Here is a 15,832-nt window from a genome sequence, read left to right on the forward strand (position 1 = left end):
GGCGCCACCCTCGGGCGCCGCCGCGCCGGCTTCGCCTGCCACGGCGTCGGCGGCGTCGCGATCCTGCGCGGCCTGGCGGCGCGAGGCCACCAGATTGCGCAGCCCGCGGCGCAGGCCCTTGCGGCGCGGCGCGGCGCCCTCGGCAGGCGTCTCGGCCTCGCGCACGTCTTGATCGATAGAGTCGGACAAAGTATTCACACTCGCTTGTTGCATCTGGTGTTAGTTCGGGACGCGCGCGCCTTGCTCGTCGGCATCGCGTTCATCGAGTTGGGGCGCGTCGGCGTCGGCCTGGTCGGCTGTCTCGCCGGCAGCGTCAGCAGCGTCGGCGGCTTCCGCGGCAGCGTCGCCGGTATCTTCGGCGGCCGCCGCGGCGGGCATCTCCGCGGATTCGGCAGGTATTTCAGGTTCGGCCGGTTCGTCGGTATCGGCCTGCGGGGCCATCTCGTCTGCCTGTTCCGCAACATCGACCTCATCTACCGCAGCGACCGCGACTGCATCGACGCCATCCGCCTGTGCCACCCTTTCCGGCGCCGCGGCGAAGGTTTCCTCATCGGCGCCGGCCGCCGTGGCGACCTCCTCGAAGTCGATCGCGCCCTGGTTCAGCAGCGCTTCCTGGACCTGCGCCTGCGGATCCTCCAGCGGCGGCAATTCATCCAGCGTACGCAGCCCGAGGTCGTCGAGGAACGTCTTGGTGGTCGCGTACAGCGCCGGCTTGCCGGGCACGTCGCGATGGCCGATCACCTCGATCCAGCTGCGATCCTCGAGCTTCTTGATGACCTCGGTGCTGACCGTGACGCCGCGGATTTCCTCGATATCGCCGCGTGTGACCGGCTGGCGATAGGCGATGATGGCCAGCGTTTCCATCACCGCGCGCGAGTATTTGGGCGGCTTTTCGGGATTGAGCCGGTCCAGGTATTCGCGCATCGCCGGACGGCTCTGGAAGCGCCAGCCGCTTGCCAGCGCAACCAGTTCGACCCCGCGCGGCTCCCAGTCCTTGCGCAACTCCTCCAGCAGAACACGGATCGTGTCGGCGCCGACGTCGTCGGCGAACAAGCGGCGCAGATCGGCGACGCGCAGCGGCTCCTGCGCGCAGATCAGCGCCGTCTCGAGGACGATTTTCGCCTCTTGGGTATTCATGTTGTGGTGTGCGGCCTGTCTTTGCATCTGCGTCCGTGACACCCGGACGCGCTGGAGATTGGTCGATTCAGCGGCGCGCGTTCCGCTTCAGGGACGCCTGCCGCCATTCATCGCGCAGCCGACCGGGATGCTTGCCGCATCGGGTCCGCGCGCTTCTCATCGGTGCATCGATTGCCGGTCCGTTCCGGCAGAAGATCGTCCGCCCGTCTCCCGATATCGGTCGGCGGAAGGACCAGCGTGTCGCGCCGTCTCCCCTGTTGCGGCCGACACGCCCGGACAGCCGCGACCGTCCGGAATGCGAGACAACTTGGTCATGGCCTGGCGTGCAGCCTGTCGGGCCCCTCGCTGCCACGCCGCTGGCCGGTATTCTTGGCCGATGTCGACATCGGATGTTCTAGCCGGACAGTGCGGGGAGGGAGATGGGTATGGATACCCATGAGTGCCTTGACAGACGCCTGGATCAAGCGCGACCGGGCGACCACGACACCTGCGCGAAAGCGGCCCGGTCGCCGTGGCTTCCCGCGATTGTATGGCATTCCCGCGCCGGCCTGCAACCGCGGGCTTGGCAGCCGGGCGGCGGCCCGCCCTCACAAGGTCAGGCAGAAGCCGTGCGCGGCCAGCGTTTCGGGCAGCATCGCGGCCCGCGCGAGACCGGCCGCACCGAACAGCGCGACCGCCGCGCCGATGCCGCGGCGGACCCACGGCCGGCGCGCCAGCACGCGCAAGCCGGCCGACAGGCTGGACAGCATCAGCAGATTGGGCAGCGTGCCCAGGCCGAAGGCCAGCATCACCAGCGCGCCCGACGCGGCGCTGCCCGCCAGCAAGGCCAGCGCGAGCGCGGCGTAGACCATGCCGCACGGCACCAGCCCCCAGGCCAGTCCGGCGGCGTAGCGGCGCAGCAGGCGCCGGGCGCCGCGCGGGGCCGCGCCGGCTTCCTTGCGTGCGATGGTTCTTCCGCCCCAGCGCGCCCAGCTTGCCGCAAGCCGCCGTGCCAGGGCCTCGACGCCGGGAACGCGTCCGGCCAGCCGCGCGCCGCCCAACGCCCACAGCCCGGCCAGCAGCAGGCTCGCGCTGCCGGCCGCGAACAGCGCGCGCTGCACCGGCAGATACTGCACCTTCCACGCGGCCGCGCCGGCCGCGCCGAGCAAGGCGCCGAGCACCGCATAGGCGCTCAGGCGGCCGGCATGCAGGACCAGCAGTTCGCGGACCCACGCCGCGCGGCTGCGGTACAGCGCCACCGGCGCGGCTTGCCTCGCATCGTTGCCCTCGAGCACCAGCGCAATGCCGCCGCACATCGCCGCACAGTGGACGCCGCCCAACAGTGCCAGCAGAAACACGCTTGCCAGTACGCCGATCGCCATCTCACGTTCCCCTCGACGGGATGCCGCACGGTAGAATGCCCGGACGCTTCACGTCCATCGCCATGCCGATGGCAACTCCCTCCCTTCGCGCGGATTCCAATTGCTGAACGCCATTCCCCTGAACGACCAATCGACCCGCTGCTCCACCTGCTCGCTGGGACAGCTGTGCCTGCCGGTCGGCATGTCGGCGCAGGACGTCGAAAAGATGGACACGCTGGTGCAGGAGCGCGTGCGCGTGCGCAAGGGCGAATCGCTGTATCGCCTCGGCGATCCACTGGACGCGGTCTATGCGATCCGCTTCGGCACGCTGAAGACGCACGTGACGATGGAAGACGGCCGCGCGCAGATCACGGGCTTTCACCTGCCCGGCGAAGTGGTCGGTTTCGATGGACTGACCGAGATGCGGCATGCGTCGGACGCGACCGCGCTCGAAGACACCGAGGTCTGCGTGGTCCGCTACAACGAGATCCAGACGCTGTCGGCCTCGCTGCCTTCGCTGCAGCACCAGTTCATGCGGCTGATGAGCCGCGAAATCACGCAGGACCAGATGATGCTGATCACGCTGGGCTCGATGCGCGCCGAGGAACGGCTCGCCGGCTTTCTGATCGGCCTGTCCGAGCGCCTGTCGGCACGCGGCTATTCGCCGTCCGAATTCGTGCTGCGGATGAGCCGCGAGGAAATCGGCAGCTATCTGGGCCTGAAGCTCGAGACCGTTAGCCGCCTGTTCTCGCGCTTCGCCGAAGCGGGCTTGATCCAGATTCGCCAGCGCCATGTGAAGCTGGTCGACATGGACGGCATCCGTCAGCTGCTGGGCAAGACCGCCTGCTGATCCCGGCCCGGCGGTGGCCGCGGTGGCGCCCACGGCGGCCGCTCCCTGCATTGCCACCGCGCTACTCCAGTTCGTCGGCCGCCGACATCGGCGACGACATCGGCGCCAGCATCGACGCCGGCAGCATGCACACCGTCAGTGCGCTGGACAGCGCGCACACCGCCCACGCCAGGCCGAAGCCGAGCGTATAGACCGCGCCGTGCGACAGCTCGAGTGGCCGGCCGAAGATCCGCAGATCGCGCGGATCGATCAGCGAGAACACCAGCACGAAGGCCATGGCCGCGCCGACGAAGGCGGGCCACAGCACCCAGATCAGCCAGCGCGCCTTCATGGCCGTGCCACCGATCGGGGATCGACCGCGTCGCGCGAGTCCTGCGTGGCAGCCGAAGCCGCCACCGCCGCCGGCGTCGCCGCCTGCCGGACCAGCAGCCCCTGACGCACCACGCCGTCGACGATCGGCCGGTCCGCGTGCTGCATCGCGACCCAGATCGTCACCGCACAGCCGATCATCGCCAGCGCCGGGCCACTGATCAGCAGCCACGGCCACGGCTCCTTCCACCACGATTTGCATTGGGACATGTCGATGCCTCGTTACGGTTGGTCGGGAACGAAAAAGCGGGTGGACTGCCGCACTTGCACACGGTCGGCTGCAAGCCCGGCCCCGGACTCTGCGGGCGAGCCGCTGACCACGATATCGACCACATGGGTGCCCGACGCGGCCTGCTCCAGCGGCACGCGCAGCCGCAGCGGCAGCAGCCGGTTCGATGTGGGCGCGAGGTGGCCGGCACCGCGCTCGTATTCGACGGACAGGCCCGGCAGACCGGGACTTTCCGCCGCGATGGCGACGTCCATCTCGCCCTCGGTGGTATTGATCAGCTGCAGCCGGTAGACGTTTTCGATCCAGCGCCCGTCGACTTCGCGCGCCAGCGCCTGCCGGTCGCGGATGATGTCCACCTTCAGCGGCGTGCGCACGGCCACCGACCAGACGAAGCCGCCGGCCAGCGCCAGCCACAGCACCGCATACAGCACGATGCGCGGGCGGACCACGCGGCGGCGCGCATTGGCGGCGGACAGCGCGCGCCGCATCGCGTTCTCGGAGGTGTAGCGAATCAGCCCGCGCGGATAACGCATCTTGTCCATGACCTGGTTGCAGGCATCGATGCAGGCCCCGCAGCCGATGCACTCGTACTGCAGCCCGTCGCGGATGTCGATGCCGGTCGGGCAGACCTGCACGCAGATGCTGCAGTCCACGCAGTCGCCGATGCCGAGCGCGCGCGGGTCGGCCTTGCGCGAGCGCGAGCCGCGCGGCTCGCCGCGCCGCGTGTCGTAGGTGACCACATAGGTGTCCTTGTCGACCATCACGCTCTGGAACCGCGCATACGGGCACATGTACTTGCAGACCTGCTCGCGCATGAAGCCGGCATTGCCCCAGGTGGCGAACGCGTAGAAGCCGATCCAGAACGTTTCCCACGGCCCGGTGGACAGGTTCAGCACCGCCCGGCCCAGCGCATCGATCGGCGAGAAATAGCCGACGAAGGTAAAGCCGGTCCACAGGGCGATCGCGATCCACAGCAGATGCTTGGTCGCCTTCAGGCGCAGCTTGCGCGGGCCCCAGCGTTCGCCGTCGAGCCGGATGCGGGCGATGCGGTCGCCCTCGACCTTGCGCTCGATCCACAGGAAGATCTCGGTGTAGACGGTCTGCGGACAGGCATAGCCGCAGAACAGCCGTCCGGCGATCGCGGTGAACAGGAACAGCGACAGCGCCGAGATCACCAGCAGCACGGCCAGATAGATCACGTCCTGCGGCCACAGCACCAGGCCGAACAGATAGAACTTGCGTGCGCCCAGGTCGAACAGCACCGCCTGGCGGCCGTTCCATTGCAGCCACGGCGTACCGTAGAACACCAGCTGCGTGGCCAGCACCATGGCGATGCGCCAGCTGGCGAACGCGCCGGTCACGGCGCGCGGATAGATCTTGCGCCGAACCTCGTACAGCGAGGCCTCGGTCGGGTCGATGCCTGGCGCGTTCATGGCTGCCCCTGCACAGTCCGCATGCGAAACCGGTTGCCGCGAGCGATGTCCATCACTGCCCCGCGGCCGCCATCGTGCCGCTGTCCGCCGACAATCCCCACACATACGCGGTCAGCATGCGGATGCGCTCGGGCGTCAGGATGTCCTCGTGCGCCGGCATCCGGTTGTCGTGGCCCTGCAGGATCGCCTTGACGATATTCGCCTCGGCGCTGCCGTGCAGCCACACCTTGTCGGTCAGGTCGGGCGCGCCGAGCGCCTGGTTGCCCTTGCCCGTGCCGCCGTGGCAGGCGACGCAGGTCGACTTGAAGACCGGCTCGCCGCGCGCCGCGCGGATCGGGTTGAACGCCAGGCCCGACAGCGATCGCACGTATTGCGCGACATCGCCGGCGCCCTTCTCGTCGATGACGGCGGCGAACGACGGCATCACGCCATGGCGCCCCTTGGCGATGCTCTGCATGATCGTGGCCGGATCGCCGCCATGGAGCCAGTCGCGGTCGGTCAGGTCGGGAAAGCCGCGGCTGCCGCGTGCATCGGACCCATGGCACTGCGCGCAGTAGTTCAGGAACAGCCGCTGGCCGATCTCGCGCGCCTCGGGATCGGCGGCCACCTGTTCGATCTTCAGATCCATGTACTTGCCGTACACCGCCTGCTGGCCACGCAGCGCGGCCTGTCGCTGTTCCGCCAGCTCGCCCTGGCTGGTGAAGCCCAGCACGCCGCGATACGCGCCGAGGCCCGGATAGAGCACCAGATAGCCGAGCGCGAACACGCAGCTCAGCAGGAACATCCACATCCACCAGCGCGGCAGCGGGTTGTTCAGTTCGCGCAGATCGTCGTCCCAGACATGGCCGGTATCCTGCGCCGGCGCACCGGCAGCAGGGCTCGTTGTGGTGGCGCCCTTGGCGACGCGCGTCTGCGAGAACAGCAGCCAGACGCACCAGACGATGCCACCCAGCGCAATCGCGCCGATGTAGTAGCCCCAGAAATCGGAAATAAAGTCGCTCATGACATCAATGTCCCTGCTCGATGGCGTGCGCGCGCGCGGCGTCGCGCGGCACGGCCGTGCTGCCGTCGATGTTGTCGCCGATGGTGCCGCCGATGGTGTTCTCGCCGCCGCCCTCGTCGGGCAGCGCGAACGGCAGCCAGGCGGCTTCCCGATTGGCATGGCGCCGGCCGCCGGACCACGCCCAGCAGACGATGCCGACAAAGACGACGAGGAAGATCAGCGTGGAAAACGCGGTCAAGGTCGCCATGGTCACTGGCTCCCGCTGCGCGCGCCCGCTGCCATGCGGGTGTCCGCGCTGCCGTCCGTCTTGCGGTCCGCGCCGGCGACATCGATGCCGACGACGGTGCGCCGATTGGTGCCAAGGCCCTGCAGATACGCCACCAACGCGTCCTCCTCGGTCTTGCCCTTCAGCGCGTCGGGCGCGCCGTCGATATCGGCCTCGCTGTATGGCACGCCGAGCGTGCGCAGCGTCCGCATGCGCTGGCGAATGTCGTCGGCCGGCAGCGCGGTCCTGGCCAGCCACGGATACGAAGGCATCACCGACTCGGGCACGACGTCGCGCGGATTGCGCAGATGGATGCGCTGCCAGTCGTCCGAATAGCGCCCACCGACGCGCGCCAGGTCGGGGCCGGTCCGCTTGGAGCCCCACAGGAACGGATGGTCGTAGACCGACTCGCCGGCGGTCGAGTAAGGGCCGTAGCGCTCGACCTCGGCCTGCAGCGTGCGCACCTGCTGCGAATGGCAGCCGACGCAGCCCTCGCGGATATAGATGTCGCGCCCCATCAGGCGCAGCGGCGAGTAAGGGACGATGCCCGGATCGGGCTGCGTGGTCGAATGCTGGAAGAACAGCGGCAGGATCTGCACGAAGCCGGCGATGCTGACCACCACGATGGTGCAGACGATCAGCCAGCCGATGTTCTTCTCCAGCGTCTCGTGCGAAAGGAAGCGTCGTTGTTGGGACATGATGGAATCCGGATGACGTTCAGGCTGCGGGGGCGGTCGCGGTCACGGCGGCCGCGGCACCGGCACTCGCCGGAATCACCGCATCGAAGGCGCGGCGGCCGGCGATGGTGCGCGCGACGTTCCACGCCATCAGCAGCATGCCGGCGAGGAAGCACAGGCCGCCCAGCAGACGGATCAGGTAGAACGGCGTCTTGGCCTTGACCGCTTCGACGAAGGCATAGGTCAGCGTGCCGTCCGGCTGCGTGGCACGCCACATCAGCCCTTCCATCACGCCGGCGATCCACATCGAGGCGATATAGAGCACCACGCCGATGGTCGCGATCCAGAAGTGCCATTCGATCAGGCGCGTGCTGTACATCTTCTGCTGGCCGAACAGGCGCGGCACCAGGTAGTACAGCGAGCCGATCGTGATCATCGCGACCCAGCCCAGCGCGCCCGAATGCACGTGGCCGATGGTCCAGTCGGTGTAGTGCGACAGCGCGTTGACCGTCTTGATCGACATCATCGAGCCCTCGAAGGTCGCCATGCCGTAGAAGGACAGCGCCACCACCAGGAACTTCAGGATCGGATCGGTACGCAGCTTGTGCCAGGCCCCGGACATCGTCATGATCCCGTTGATCATGCCGCCCCACGAGGGCGCCAGCAGGATCAGCGAGAACACCATGCCGAGCGACTGCGCCCAGTCGGGCAGCGCGGTGTATTGCAGATGATGCGGACCGGCCCACATATAGGTGAAGTTCAGCGCCCAGAAATGGACGATCGACAGCCGGTACGAATAGATCGGGCGCTCGGCCTGCTTCGGAATGAAGTAGTACATCATGCCGAGGAAGCTGGTGGTCAGGAAGAAGCCGACCGCGTTATGGCCGTACCACCACTGCACCATCGCATCCTGCACGCCGGCATAGGCGGAATACGACTTCCACAGCGATGCCGGCAGCTCGATGTTGTTGACGATATGCAGGATCGCGATCGTCAGGATGTAGGCGCCGAAGAACCAGTTGGCCACGTAGATGTGGTGGGTCTTGCGCCGGATGATGGTGCCGAAGAACACGATCGCGTAGGCGACCCATACCGCGGCGATCAGCAGGTCGATCGGCCATTCCAGCTCGGCGTATTCCTTCGACGTCGTGATGCCCAGCGGCAGCGTGATCGCGGCGGCCACGATCACGACCTGCCACCCCCAGAAGGTGAAGGCCGCCAGCGGCCCGGCAAACAGCCGCGTCTGGCAGGTGCGCTGCACCACGTAATACGACGTGGCGAACAGCGCGCTGCCGCCGAAGGCGAAGATCACCGCATTGGTATGCAGCGGGCGCAGCCGTCCGAACGACAGCCACGGCGTGTCGAAATTGAGTTCGGGCCAGATCAGTTGCGCGGCGAGCAGCACGCCGACCGCCATGCCGACGATGCCCCATACCACGGTCATGACGGCGAATTGCCTCACGACGTGATAGTTGAAGGTGTCGGCGGCGCGCGTGCGCGTGGCCGTGCCGGTCAGGCCGGCGGCGATGACGTCCATTCAGACCCCCAAGGATGGATATGGAATTTGAAATCGATGGGGTCAATGTAGAGCGGCTCGTGCGGCGCGCCCTTGATCCGGATCAAGCGCCGTGCAGATGCACCGCGCCGCGGGGAACCTCAGCGGGGATTCACGCAACGGCCAGCGCGGCGGCGCGGCCGCGGCGCGGCGCCCGCCCGCGCATCGGGACGATCGTTGTCGAGCAGGATCGCCTGCCCGGGCCGGTCGAGATCGTCGTATTGGCCGGCGCGCAGCGCCCACCACAACGCGGCAGCGATCAGCAGGACCAGCGCGAGGCTCATCGGCACCAGCAGGAACAGCGTATCCATCACGGCGTGTCTATCGCTAGCGCCCCCTGGGCACGCGCAGCAGGCGCCAGGCATTGGCGACCACCAGCAGCGAGGACAGCGACATGCCGAGCCCCGCCATCCATGCGGTGACATGCCCGCTGGCGGCCAGCGGAATGGCCACCACGTTGTAGGCGAAGGCCCAGCCGAGGTTCTGCCGGATCACCGCCCGCGTGCGGCGCGCGATCGCCAGCGCGGTGGCGACGTCGGCGATGCCATCGTGGGTCAGCACCGCGTCGGCGCCGACCTGCGCCAGCGGCGCGCCGCTGCCCAGCGCGATCGACACCTGCGCCTGCGCCAGCACCGGCGCATCGTTGATGCCGTCGCCGATGGCCAGCACCACCGCGCCATCGCGCTGCAGGGCGCTCACGTAGTCGCGCTTGCCTTCGGGACTGACGCGCCCGTGCGCGGCCTCGATGCCGAAATGGCGAGCCCACCAGCGCACCGTCGGCTGGCTGTCTCCGGAAACCAGATGGCAGCGCAGCCCCAACGCCCGCAGGCGTGCCAGCAGATCGGCGGCCTGCGGGCGTTCGGTGTCCGACAGCACGAACACCGCAAGCAGTCCGCCCTCGTCGCCGAGCCACACCGGCGAGGCGCCGTCGTGCAGATGGCGGCGCAACGCGTCGAGGGCCGCCTCGTCGCCGGCGGCGTCATCCAGAGAACCCGCGGACCGCGACAGTGCGTCGACGAAGTCGCGGCGGCCGATCCGTATCAGGCGGCCGTCGAGCCGCGCCTCCACGCCCTGCCCCGGACGATTGCGCGATGGCGTCAGTTGTTGTTCGCCGCTCGTCTGCACGGTGGCGCGGCCAACGACATCGCTCGCGCTCGCCGCATGTTGGGCCGCGGCCACCAACGCCCGCGCCACCGGATGCTCCCCGCCGCGGCACAGCGCACCGGCCAGCGCAAGGCAGTCGGACTGCGCCAGGGCGCCCAGCGCAATGACGTTGGCAACGGCGAAGCGCCCTTCGGTCAGCGTGCCGGTCTTGTCCAGCACGACATCGGTGACACCGGCAAGCGTTTCCAGCGCATGGCCGCGCGTCAGCAGCACGCCGCGCCGCGACAACGCCGCGCCGGCGGCCGCCAGGGCCGCGGGCGTCGCCAGCGACAGCGCGCAGGGGCAGCTGACCACCAGCACCGCGACGGTCACCATCAGCGCGCGCTCCGGGGCGATGGCCCACCACAGCATGCCCACAGCCACCGCAATGACCAGCAGCGCCGCCACGAACCATGCCGCCACGCGATCGGCGACCACCGCGAGGCGCGGCTTGTCGGTCAGCGCGCGTTCGAGCAGCGCGACGATTTCGGCCAGCCGCGTGCCGGCCCCGACGCGGCGCACTTCGATCACCAGCGCACTGCTGGCGTTGTAGCAGCCCGCCAGCACCGCTTGCCCCGGTCCGCGCGGCACCGGCCGGCTTTCGCCGCTGAGCATCGATTCGTCCAGATCGCTGCTGCCCTCGACGATCTCGCCATCGGCCGGCACGATCTCGCCGGCGCGCACGCGCACGCGGTCTCCCGGCGCCAGCCGCGCGACCGGCACGCGCCGCACCGTGCCGTCGGGAAAGCACTGCTCGCAGGTGGCCGGCAGCTGCCGCGCCAGCATCTCGGCGCCGCTGCGCGAGGCTTGCCGCACGCGCAGTTCGAGATAGCGCGCCAGCAGCAGCAAGGCGACGAACATCGTCACCGAGTCGTAGTAGACCTCGCCGCTGCCGCGCACGGTGGCAAGCAGGCTGGCGCCAAAGGCCGCCGCCAGCCCCAGCGCCACCGGCACGTCCATGCCGACATGGCGCTGGCGCAGGCTGCGCCAGGCACCCGCGAAGATCGGCGCCGCGCTGTAGGCGATCACCGGCAGCGTCAGCGCGAGGCTCGCCCATTGCAGCAGCCGCAGGTGCGCCGCGGCGATCGTGCCTTCATGCGTATAGACGGGCCACGCATACATCATCACCTGCATCATGCCGAGCATGGCCACCGCCAGCCGCATCAGCAGGCCGCGCCGGGCCGCGCTGTCCCGGCGGTCCGCCGCGGAGAACTCGAACGGCCACGCGGTGTAGCCGATATCGGCAAGCGCGCCGAGCAGCCCCGCGACGGTCAGCGCGCCGCCGCGCCAGCGCACCAGCACACGGCGCGTGGCCAGATTGGCGACCGCGGACTCGACGCCGGGCAGCTGCGCCAGCTTCTGCTCGATCAGCCAGGCGCAGGCAGCACAGCGGATATTCTCGGGCGCCAGCGTGATTTCGAAGCGGTCCTGCGCCGCTTCGCGCGGTCCTTCCCGTTGCCCAGCGCCGTCGAGCCGCCGCACGAAGCGCGCGCGCAGCTCCTCGGTGTCGTAGGCCTGCCAGACCGGCTCGAGCCGAGCCCGTGCCGCCCCGTCGAGCGGACGGCCGAAGCGGAACTCGCCGCCATAGAGATGGGCGAAGCCGGCCTGGTCCAGCGCCTGCGCCAGCGCCAGGCAGCCGGCGCAGCAGAAGCGGCGCGCCATCCCCCCGACCTGCGCGCGCAGCACATCCGGCGCGGCGCCCGTCGGCAACCCGCAGTGGAAGCACGAGGCGGCGTCCGAGGCAGCGTCCGTGGCGGCGTCCGCGGGCATGGCGGAGCCGGCTGGTCCGGCGTGGGAGGAAGGGGCGAAGGCGATCGGCATCGTAGTCCTGGATGTCCGATCGATTCTAGGGACCGCCGCCGGGCGGCGGTTTGATCCCGGTCAAGGCATACGCAAACGGCGCCCCTGGCCCGCGACGCGTTGCGCGCCGGAGGGCCGCCCCCGGGGCAGGCGGCCGCTCAGGCCAGCTCGGTGGCGCCGGTGCGCCTCGGCGCCTCGAGATATTCGCGCGATTGCATCTCGATGATGCGCGACACCGTGCGATGGAATTCGTTGGCCATCTGGCCTTCGACGTAGAGCTCGTCGGGCGGCACCTCGGCCGACATCAGCAGCTTGACCTTGTGGTCGTAGAACACATCGACCAGCCAGGTGAAGCGGCGCGCCTCCGACGACATCCGCGGCGTCATCTTCGGCACGTCCGACAGGATCACCGTGTGAAAGCGCTCGGCCAGCTCCAGATAGTCGTTCTGCGAGCGCGGGCCGCCGCACAGCGTCGCGAAGTCGAACCAGACGACGCCGTTGGCCTTGCGCAGCGCGTGCAGCTCGCGCTTTTCGATATGCAGGATCGGCGATTCGTCGGCGATGCCGGCCAGCGCCGCGAAGGCGTCGCGCAGCGCCGCGCTGGCCTTGGCGTCCAGCGGCGTGTAATAGGCCTGCACCTGCTCCAGCGTGCGCTTGCGGTAGTCGATGCCGGCATCGACGTTCAGTACGTCCAGCTTGCGTTCGAGCAGCGCAATGGCCGGCAGGATGCGGTCGCGATGCAGGCCGTCGGGATACAGCAGGTCCGGGCGGTAGTTCGACGTCATCACGAACTGCACGCCGTTCTCGAACATCTGCTCCAGCAGCCGATGCAGGATCATCGCGTCGGCGACATCGCTGACATGGAATTCATCGAAACAGATCAGCCGGTACTTGCGGGCGATCCGTTTGGCCAGCTCGTCCAGCGGATCGGGCCGGCCGCGCAGTTCCTCGAGCTGGCGGTGCACCTCGCGCATGAACTCGTGGAAATGCAGGCGGGTCTTCCTGACCACCGGCACGCAGTGGTAGAAGCTGTCCATCAGGAACGACTTGCCGCGCCCTACTCCGCCCCACAGATAGACGCCCTTGGGCACCTCGGGCCGGATCAGCAGCTTCTTCAGCGCATTGTTGCGCCGCTGCTTGTAGGCGACCCATTCGTCGTAGCACTGCTGCAGCCGCGCCACCGCGCGCAACTGCGCCTCGTCGGACCGATAGCCGCGCTGCTGCAGTTCGTGGTGGTAGTACTCGGTGACGTTCATCGGGGGAAGGGAAAGTGTGCGGCAGCGCCCTGGTCCAGGCGAGCGGGATGGCACCGCGATACTCCCCTCTCCCGCTTGCGGGAGAGGGGCCGGGGGAGAGGGAAAGCAGCGGCCGATCGACCGGCAGCGCCCTTGCAAGCGCCCCTGCCCTCTCCCCAACCCTCTCCCGCAAGCGGGAGAGGGAGCACGGCTGCGCGTCGCAAGCCGTGCCTGCGCCTTACATATTGAGCTGACGCTTGTCCACCGCGAGCGCGGCTTCGCGCATCACCTCGGACATCGACGGGTGCGGGTGGCACACGCGGCCGATATCCTCGCTGGCGGCCTTGAACTCCATCGCCACCACGGCTTCGGCGATCAGGTCCGAAGCATTGGCCGCGACCACATGCACGCCCAGGATCTCGTCGGTCTTCGCATCGGCCAGCATCTTGACGAAGCCTTCCGAGGCGCCCATGCCCAGCGCGCGGCCGTTGGCCACGAACGGGAACTGGCCCGACTTGTACTCGCGGCCCTCGGCCTTGAGCTGCTGCTCGGTCTTGCCGACCCAGGCGATTTCCGGGTAGGTGTAGATCACCCACGGAATGCAGTTGTAGTCGATGTGCGGCTTCTGGCCCGCGATGCGCTCGGCCACGGCCACGCCTTCGTCCTCGGCCTTGTGCGCCAGCATCGGGCCGCGCACCACGTCGCCGATCGCCCACAGGCCCGGCACCGAGGTCGCGCAGTGGTCGTCGACCGGAATGAAGCCGCGCTCGTCGGTACCCAGACCGACGGCGTCCAGACCCAGGTTGTCGGTGTTCGGCACGCGGCCGACCGACACGATCAGGCGATCGACTTCCAGCGTCTGCGCGTTGCCGTCCTTGTCGGTGTAGCTGACGGTGACGTTGTTGTCGCCGGTCTTGACCTCATTGACCTTGACGCCCAGGCTGAACTTCAGGCCCTGCTTGGTCAGCAGCTTCTGCGCTTCCTTGGCGACGCCTTCGTCGGCGGCGCCCAGGAACGCCGGCAGCGCCTCGAGCACGGTCACGTCGGCACCGAGACGGCGCCACACCGAGCCCAGCTCCAGGCCGATCACGCCGGCGCCGATCACGCCCAGCTTCTTCGGCACCTCGGCGAACTTCAGCGCGCCCTCGTTATCGTTGACCAGCTTGTTGTCGACCGGGATGCCGGGCAGATGGCGGGCCTTCGAACCGGTGGCGATGATCACCTGCTTCGCGGTGATGGTCTCGGTGCCGGCCTTGCCGGCGATCTCGACCTGGAAGCCGTCGGCGTTCTTGCCGACGAACTTGCCGAAGCCCTTGAACAGCGTGACCTTGTTCTTGCGGAACAGGAACTCGATGCCCTTGGTCATCTTGCCGACGATATCGTCCTTGCGCTTGAGCATCTTGGCGATATCGACCTTGACGTCGCCCACGGTGATGCCGTGGTCGGCCAGGTGGTGCTGCACGTTCTCGTATTCCTCGGACGAAGCCAGCATCGCCTTCGACGGGATGCAGCCGACGTTCAGGCAGGTGCCGCCCAGGCGGGCCTCGCCCTTCGGATCGTCGTACGGATTGCCTTCGCAGCAGGCGACGTTCAGGCCAAGCTGGCCCGCGCGGATCGCGGCGATATAGCCGCCGGGGCCCGCGCCGATCACCAGCACGTCGAATTGTTTGCTCATGGGAATTCCTCGTTGCGTCGGCGCGCCCTGCCCGACCAGGGTCGGAGCCGGCGCGCGGCATGGTATTGCATTCGGTTGGCCGCCGGGCCTGCGCCCGGGCGGCGCGCGGTCCCCGATCGGGAGACCGCGGCGGATGCTGCGATTACAGGTCCAGCAGCAGGCGGGCCGGGTCTTCCAGCGCTTCCTTCATCGCCACCAGGCCCAGCACGGCTTCGCGGCCGTCGATGATGCGGTGGTCGTAGGACATCGCCAGGTAGTTCATCGGACGGATCACGATCTGGCCATCTTCCACCACGGCGCGGTCCTTGGTGGCGTGCACGCCCAGGATCGCCGACTGCGGCGGGTTGATGATCGGGGTCGACAGCATCGAGCCGAACACGCCGCCGTTCGAGATCGAGAAGGTACCGCCCGACAGCTCGTCCAGCGACAGCTTGCCGTCACGGGCCTTGGCGCCGAACTCGGCGATCTTCTTCTCGATGTCGGCCAGGCTCATCTGGTCGGCGTTGCGCAGGATCGGCACCACCAGGCCGCGCGGCGAACCGACCGCGATGCCGATGTCGAAGTAGCCGTGGTAGATGATGTCGTTGCCGTCGACCGAGGCGTTGATGATCGGGTACTTCTTCAGCGCGTGCACGGCCGCCTTGACGAAGAAGGACATGAAGCCCAGCTTGACGCCGTGTTCCTTCTCGAAGCGGTCCTTGTACTTGTTGCGCAGGTCCATCACCGGCTTCATGTTGACTTCGTTGAAGGTGGTGAGGATCGCGTTGGTCTGTTGCGATTGCAGCAGACGCTCGGCGATACGGGCGCGCAGGCGGCTCATCGGCACGCGCTCTTCCGGACGATCGCCCAGCGCGGCGAAGTCGACCGGTGCGGAAACCTGCTGCAGCGCCGGCTTGGCGGCCGGAGCCGGGGCCGCCTTGGCGGCGGGGGCCGAACCGGCGGCGAGCACGTCGCCCTTGGTGATGCGGCCATCCTTGCCGGTGCCGGCAACCTGGCCGGCCGACAGGCCCTGCTCGGCCATCAGCTTGGCGGCCGAGGGCATCGCCACGGCGCCGGCGGAGGCGGGCGCGGCGGCAGCCGGTGCGGCCGCGGCCGGTGCGGGCGCAGCCGCTGCCGGTGCC

At 68.7% G+C, this 15,832-nt stretch carries 15 protein-coding genes and 1 pseudogene; 1 reads left to right on the top strand and 15 read right to left on the bottom strand.

All coding sequences use genetic code 11. The features are described 5' to 3' along the window. The 3 genes and pseudogenes from F7Q96_RS25705 to F7Q96_RS25715 all read right to left on the bottom strand — a co-directional run. Window positions 1–213, bottom strand: a pseudogene (locus F7Q96_RS25705) (23S rRNA pseudouridylate synthase B); the annotation flags it as partial. Window positions 214–219: 6 nt separating this feature from the next. Beyond that, window positions 220–1,137: an SMC-Scp complex subunit ScpB gene (gene scpB / locus F7Q96_RS25710; RefSeq protein WP_053823122.1), complete on the bottom strand. Its 918-nt coding sequence runs from the start codon at window positions 1,135–1,137 to the stop codon at window positions 220–222. A 587-nt stretch (window positions 1,138–1,724) separates the two neighbouring features. Further along, window positions 1,725–2,498 (bottom strand): sulfite exporter TauE/SafE family protein, encoded by a 774-nt coding sequence (locus tag F7Q96_RS25715; protein WP_053822017.1) that lies wholly within the window; start codon window positions 2,496–2,498, stop codon window positions 1,725–1,727. Between the two features lie 100 nt (window positions 2,499–2,598). On the opposite strand from F7Q96_RS25715, the gene fnr reads away from it, so the two are divergent. Continuing rightward, window positions 2,599–3,327 (top strand): fumarate/nitrate reduction transcriptional regulator Fnr, encoded by a 729-nt coding sequence (gene fnr / locus F7Q96_RS25720; protein WP_053822018.1) that lies wholly within the window; start codon window positions 2,599–2,601, stop codon window positions 3,325–3,327. 61 nt (window positions 3,328–3,388) lie between these two features. On the opposite strand, the gene F7Q96_RS25725 is transcribed toward fnr, so the two are convergent. The 12 genes from F7Q96_RS25725 to odhB all read right to left on the bottom strand — a co-directional run. Next, on the bottom strand, window positions 3,389–3,658 hold the full coding sequence (locus F7Q96_RS25725) for a hypothetical protein (protein WP_053822019.1): 270 nt from the start codon (window positions 3,656–3,658) through the stop codon (window positions 3,389–3,391). Then, window positions 3,655–3,906, bottom strand: coding sequence for a FixH family protein (locus tag F7Q96_RS25730; protein ID WP_053822020.1), 252 nt, complete (start codon window positions 3,904–3,906; stop codon window positions 3,655–3,657). The genes F7Q96_RS25725 and F7Q96_RS25730 overlap by 4 nt, the downstream gene beginning before the upstream one ends. A 12-nt stretch (window positions 3,907–3,918) precedes the next feature. After that, the gene (gene ccoG / locus F7Q96_RS25735; protein ID WP_144425892.1) at window positions 3,919–5,358 is read right to left on the bottom strand and encodes a cytochrome c oxidase accessory protein CcoG; all 1,440 of its coding nucleotides are present in this window, start codon (window positions 5,356–5,358) and stop codon (window positions 3,919–3,921) included. Between the two features lie 52 nt (window positions 5,359–5,410). Beyond that, window positions 5,411–6,361, bottom strand: a complete 951-nt coding sequence (ccoP, locus tag F7Q96_RS25740) for a cytochrome-c oxidase, cbb3-type subunit III (RefSeq protein ID WP_151023533.1) — start codon at window positions 6,359–6,361, stop codon at window positions 5,411–5,413. Between the two features lie 4 nt (window positions 6,362–6,365). Beyond that, on the bottom strand, window positions 6,366–6,608 hold the full coding sequence (locus tag F7Q96_RS27525; RefSeq protein WP_053822021.1) for a cbb3-type cytochrome oxidase subunit 3: 243 nt from the start codon (window positions 6,606–6,608) through the stop codon (window positions 6,366–6,368). Window positions 6,609–6,610: 2 nt separating this feature from the next. Continuing rightward, window positions 6,611–7,324 carry a cytochrome-c oxidase, cbb3-type subunit II gene (gene ccoO, locus F7Q96_RS25750; RefSeq protein ID WP_053822022.1) on the bottom strand — a complete coding sequence of 238 codons (714 nt, stop codon included), beginning with the start codon at window positions 7,322–7,324 and terminating at the stop codon, window positions 6,611–6,613. Window positions 7,325–7,343: 19 nt separating this feature from the next. Next, window positions 7,344–8,840, bottom strand: a complete 1,497-nt coding sequence (ccoN, locus tag F7Q96_RS25755; RefSeq protein ID WP_053822023.1) for a cytochrome-c oxidase, cbb3-type subunit I — start codon at window positions 8,838–8,840, stop codon at window positions 7,344–7,346. A 119-nt stretch (window positions 8,841–8,959) separates the two neighbouring features. Continuing rightward, the gene (gene ccoS, locus F7Q96_RS25760) at window positions 8,960–9,169 is read right to left on the bottom strand and encodes a cbb3-type cytochrome oxidase assembly protein CcoS (RefSeq protein ID WP_053822024.1); all 210 of its coding nucleotides are present in this window, start codon (window positions 9,167–9,169) and stop codon (window positions 8,960–8,962) included. Window positions 9,170–9,185: 16 nt separating this feature from the next. Further along, window positions 9,186–11,822, bottom strand: a complete 2,637-nt coding sequence (locus F7Q96_RS25765) for a heavy metal translocating P-type ATPase (protein ID WP_151023535.1) — start codon at window positions 11,820–11,822, stop codon at window positions 9,186–9,188. 137 nt (window positions 11,823–11,959) lie between these two features. Continuing rightward, on the bottom strand, window positions 11,960–13,057 hold the full coding sequence (gene zapE / locus F7Q96_RS25770) for a cell division protein ZapE (protein WP_053822025.1): 1,098 nt from the start codon (window positions 13,055–13,057) through the stop codon (window positions 11,960–11,962). A 217-nt stretch (window positions 13,058–13,274) separates the two neighbouring features. Beyond that, the gene (gene lpdA, locus F7Q96_RS25775) at window positions 13,275–14,711 is read right to left on the bottom strand and encodes a dihydrolipoyl dehydrogenase (protein WP_053822026.1); all 1,437 of its coding nucleotides are present in this window, start codon (window positions 14,709–14,711) and stop codon (window positions 13,275–13,277) included. Between the two features lie 142 nt (window positions 14,712–14,853). Beyond that, a partial coding sequence (gene odhB, locus F7Q96_RS25780) for a 2-oxoglutarate dehydrogenase complex dihydrolipoyllysine-residue succinyltransferase (protein ID WP_151023537.1) occupies window positions 14,854–15,832 on the bottom strand: 979 nt, incomplete at its 5' end.

Origin of the sequence: Cupriavidus gilardii, from assembly GCF_008801915.1 — a bacterium.
Classification (GTDB): Bacteria; Pseudomonadota; Gammaproteobacteria; order Burkholderiales; family Burkholderiaceae; genus Cupriavidus; species Cupriavidus gilardii.

What these genes read in the sequence shown, in the direction of transcription:
- scpB (WP_053823122.1), bottom strand. Translation starts at nt 1,137, where the DNA reads ATGAATACCCAAGAGGCGAAAATCGTCCTCGAGACGGCGCTGATCTGC.
- F7Q96_RS25715 (WP_053822017.1), bottom strand. Translation starts at nt 2,498, where the DNA reads ATGGCGATCGGCGTACTGGCAAGCGTGTTTCTGCTGGCACTGTTGGGC.
- F7Q96_RS25725 (WP_053822019.1), bottom strand. Translation starts at nt 3,658, where the DNA reads ATGAAGGCGCGCTGGCTGATCTGGGTGCTGTGGCCCGCCTTCGTCGGC.
- F7Q96_RS25730 (WP_053822020.1), bottom strand. Translation starts at nt 3,906, where the DNA reads ATGTCCCAATGCAAATCGTGGTGGAAGGAGCCGTGGCCGTGGCTGCTG.
- ccoG (WP_144425892.1), bottom strand. Translation starts at nt 5,358, where the DNA reads ATGAACGCGCCAGGCATCGACCCGACCGAGGCCTCGCTGTACGAGGTT.
- ccoP (WP_151023533.1), bottom strand. Translation starts at nt 6,361, where the DNA reads ATGAGCGACTTTATTTCCGATTTCTGGGGCTACTACATCGGCGCGATT.
- F7Q96_RS27525 (WP_053822021.1), bottom strand. Translation starts at nt 6,608, where the DNA reads ATGGCGACCTTGACCGCGTTTTCCACGCTGATCTTCCTCGTCGTCTTT.
- ccoO (WP_053822022.1), bottom strand. Translation starts at nt 7,324, where the DNA reads ATGTCCCAACAACGACGCTTCCTTTCGCACGAGACGCTGGAGAAGAAC.
- ccoN (WP_053822023.1), bottom strand. Translation starts at nt 8,840, where the DNA reads ATGGACGTCATCGCCGCCGGCCTGACCGGCACGGCCACGCGCACGCGC.
- ccoS (WP_053822024.1), bottom strand. Translation starts at nt 9,169, where the DNA reads ATGGATACGCTGTTCCTGCTGGTGCCGATGAGCCTCGCGCTGGTCCTG.
- F7Q96_RS25765 (WP_151023535.1), bottom strand. Translation starts at nt 11,822, where the DNA reads ATGCCGATCGCCTTCGCCCCTTCCTCCCACGCCGGACCAGCCGGCTCC.
- zapE (WP_053822025.1), bottom strand. Translation starts at nt 13,057, where the DNA reads ATGAACGTCACCGAGTACTACCACCACGAACTGCAGCAGCGCGGCTAT.
- lpdA (WP_053822026.1), bottom strand. Translation starts at nt 14,711, where the DNA reads ATGAGCAAACAATTCGACGTGCTGGTGATCGGCGCGGGCCCCGGCGGC.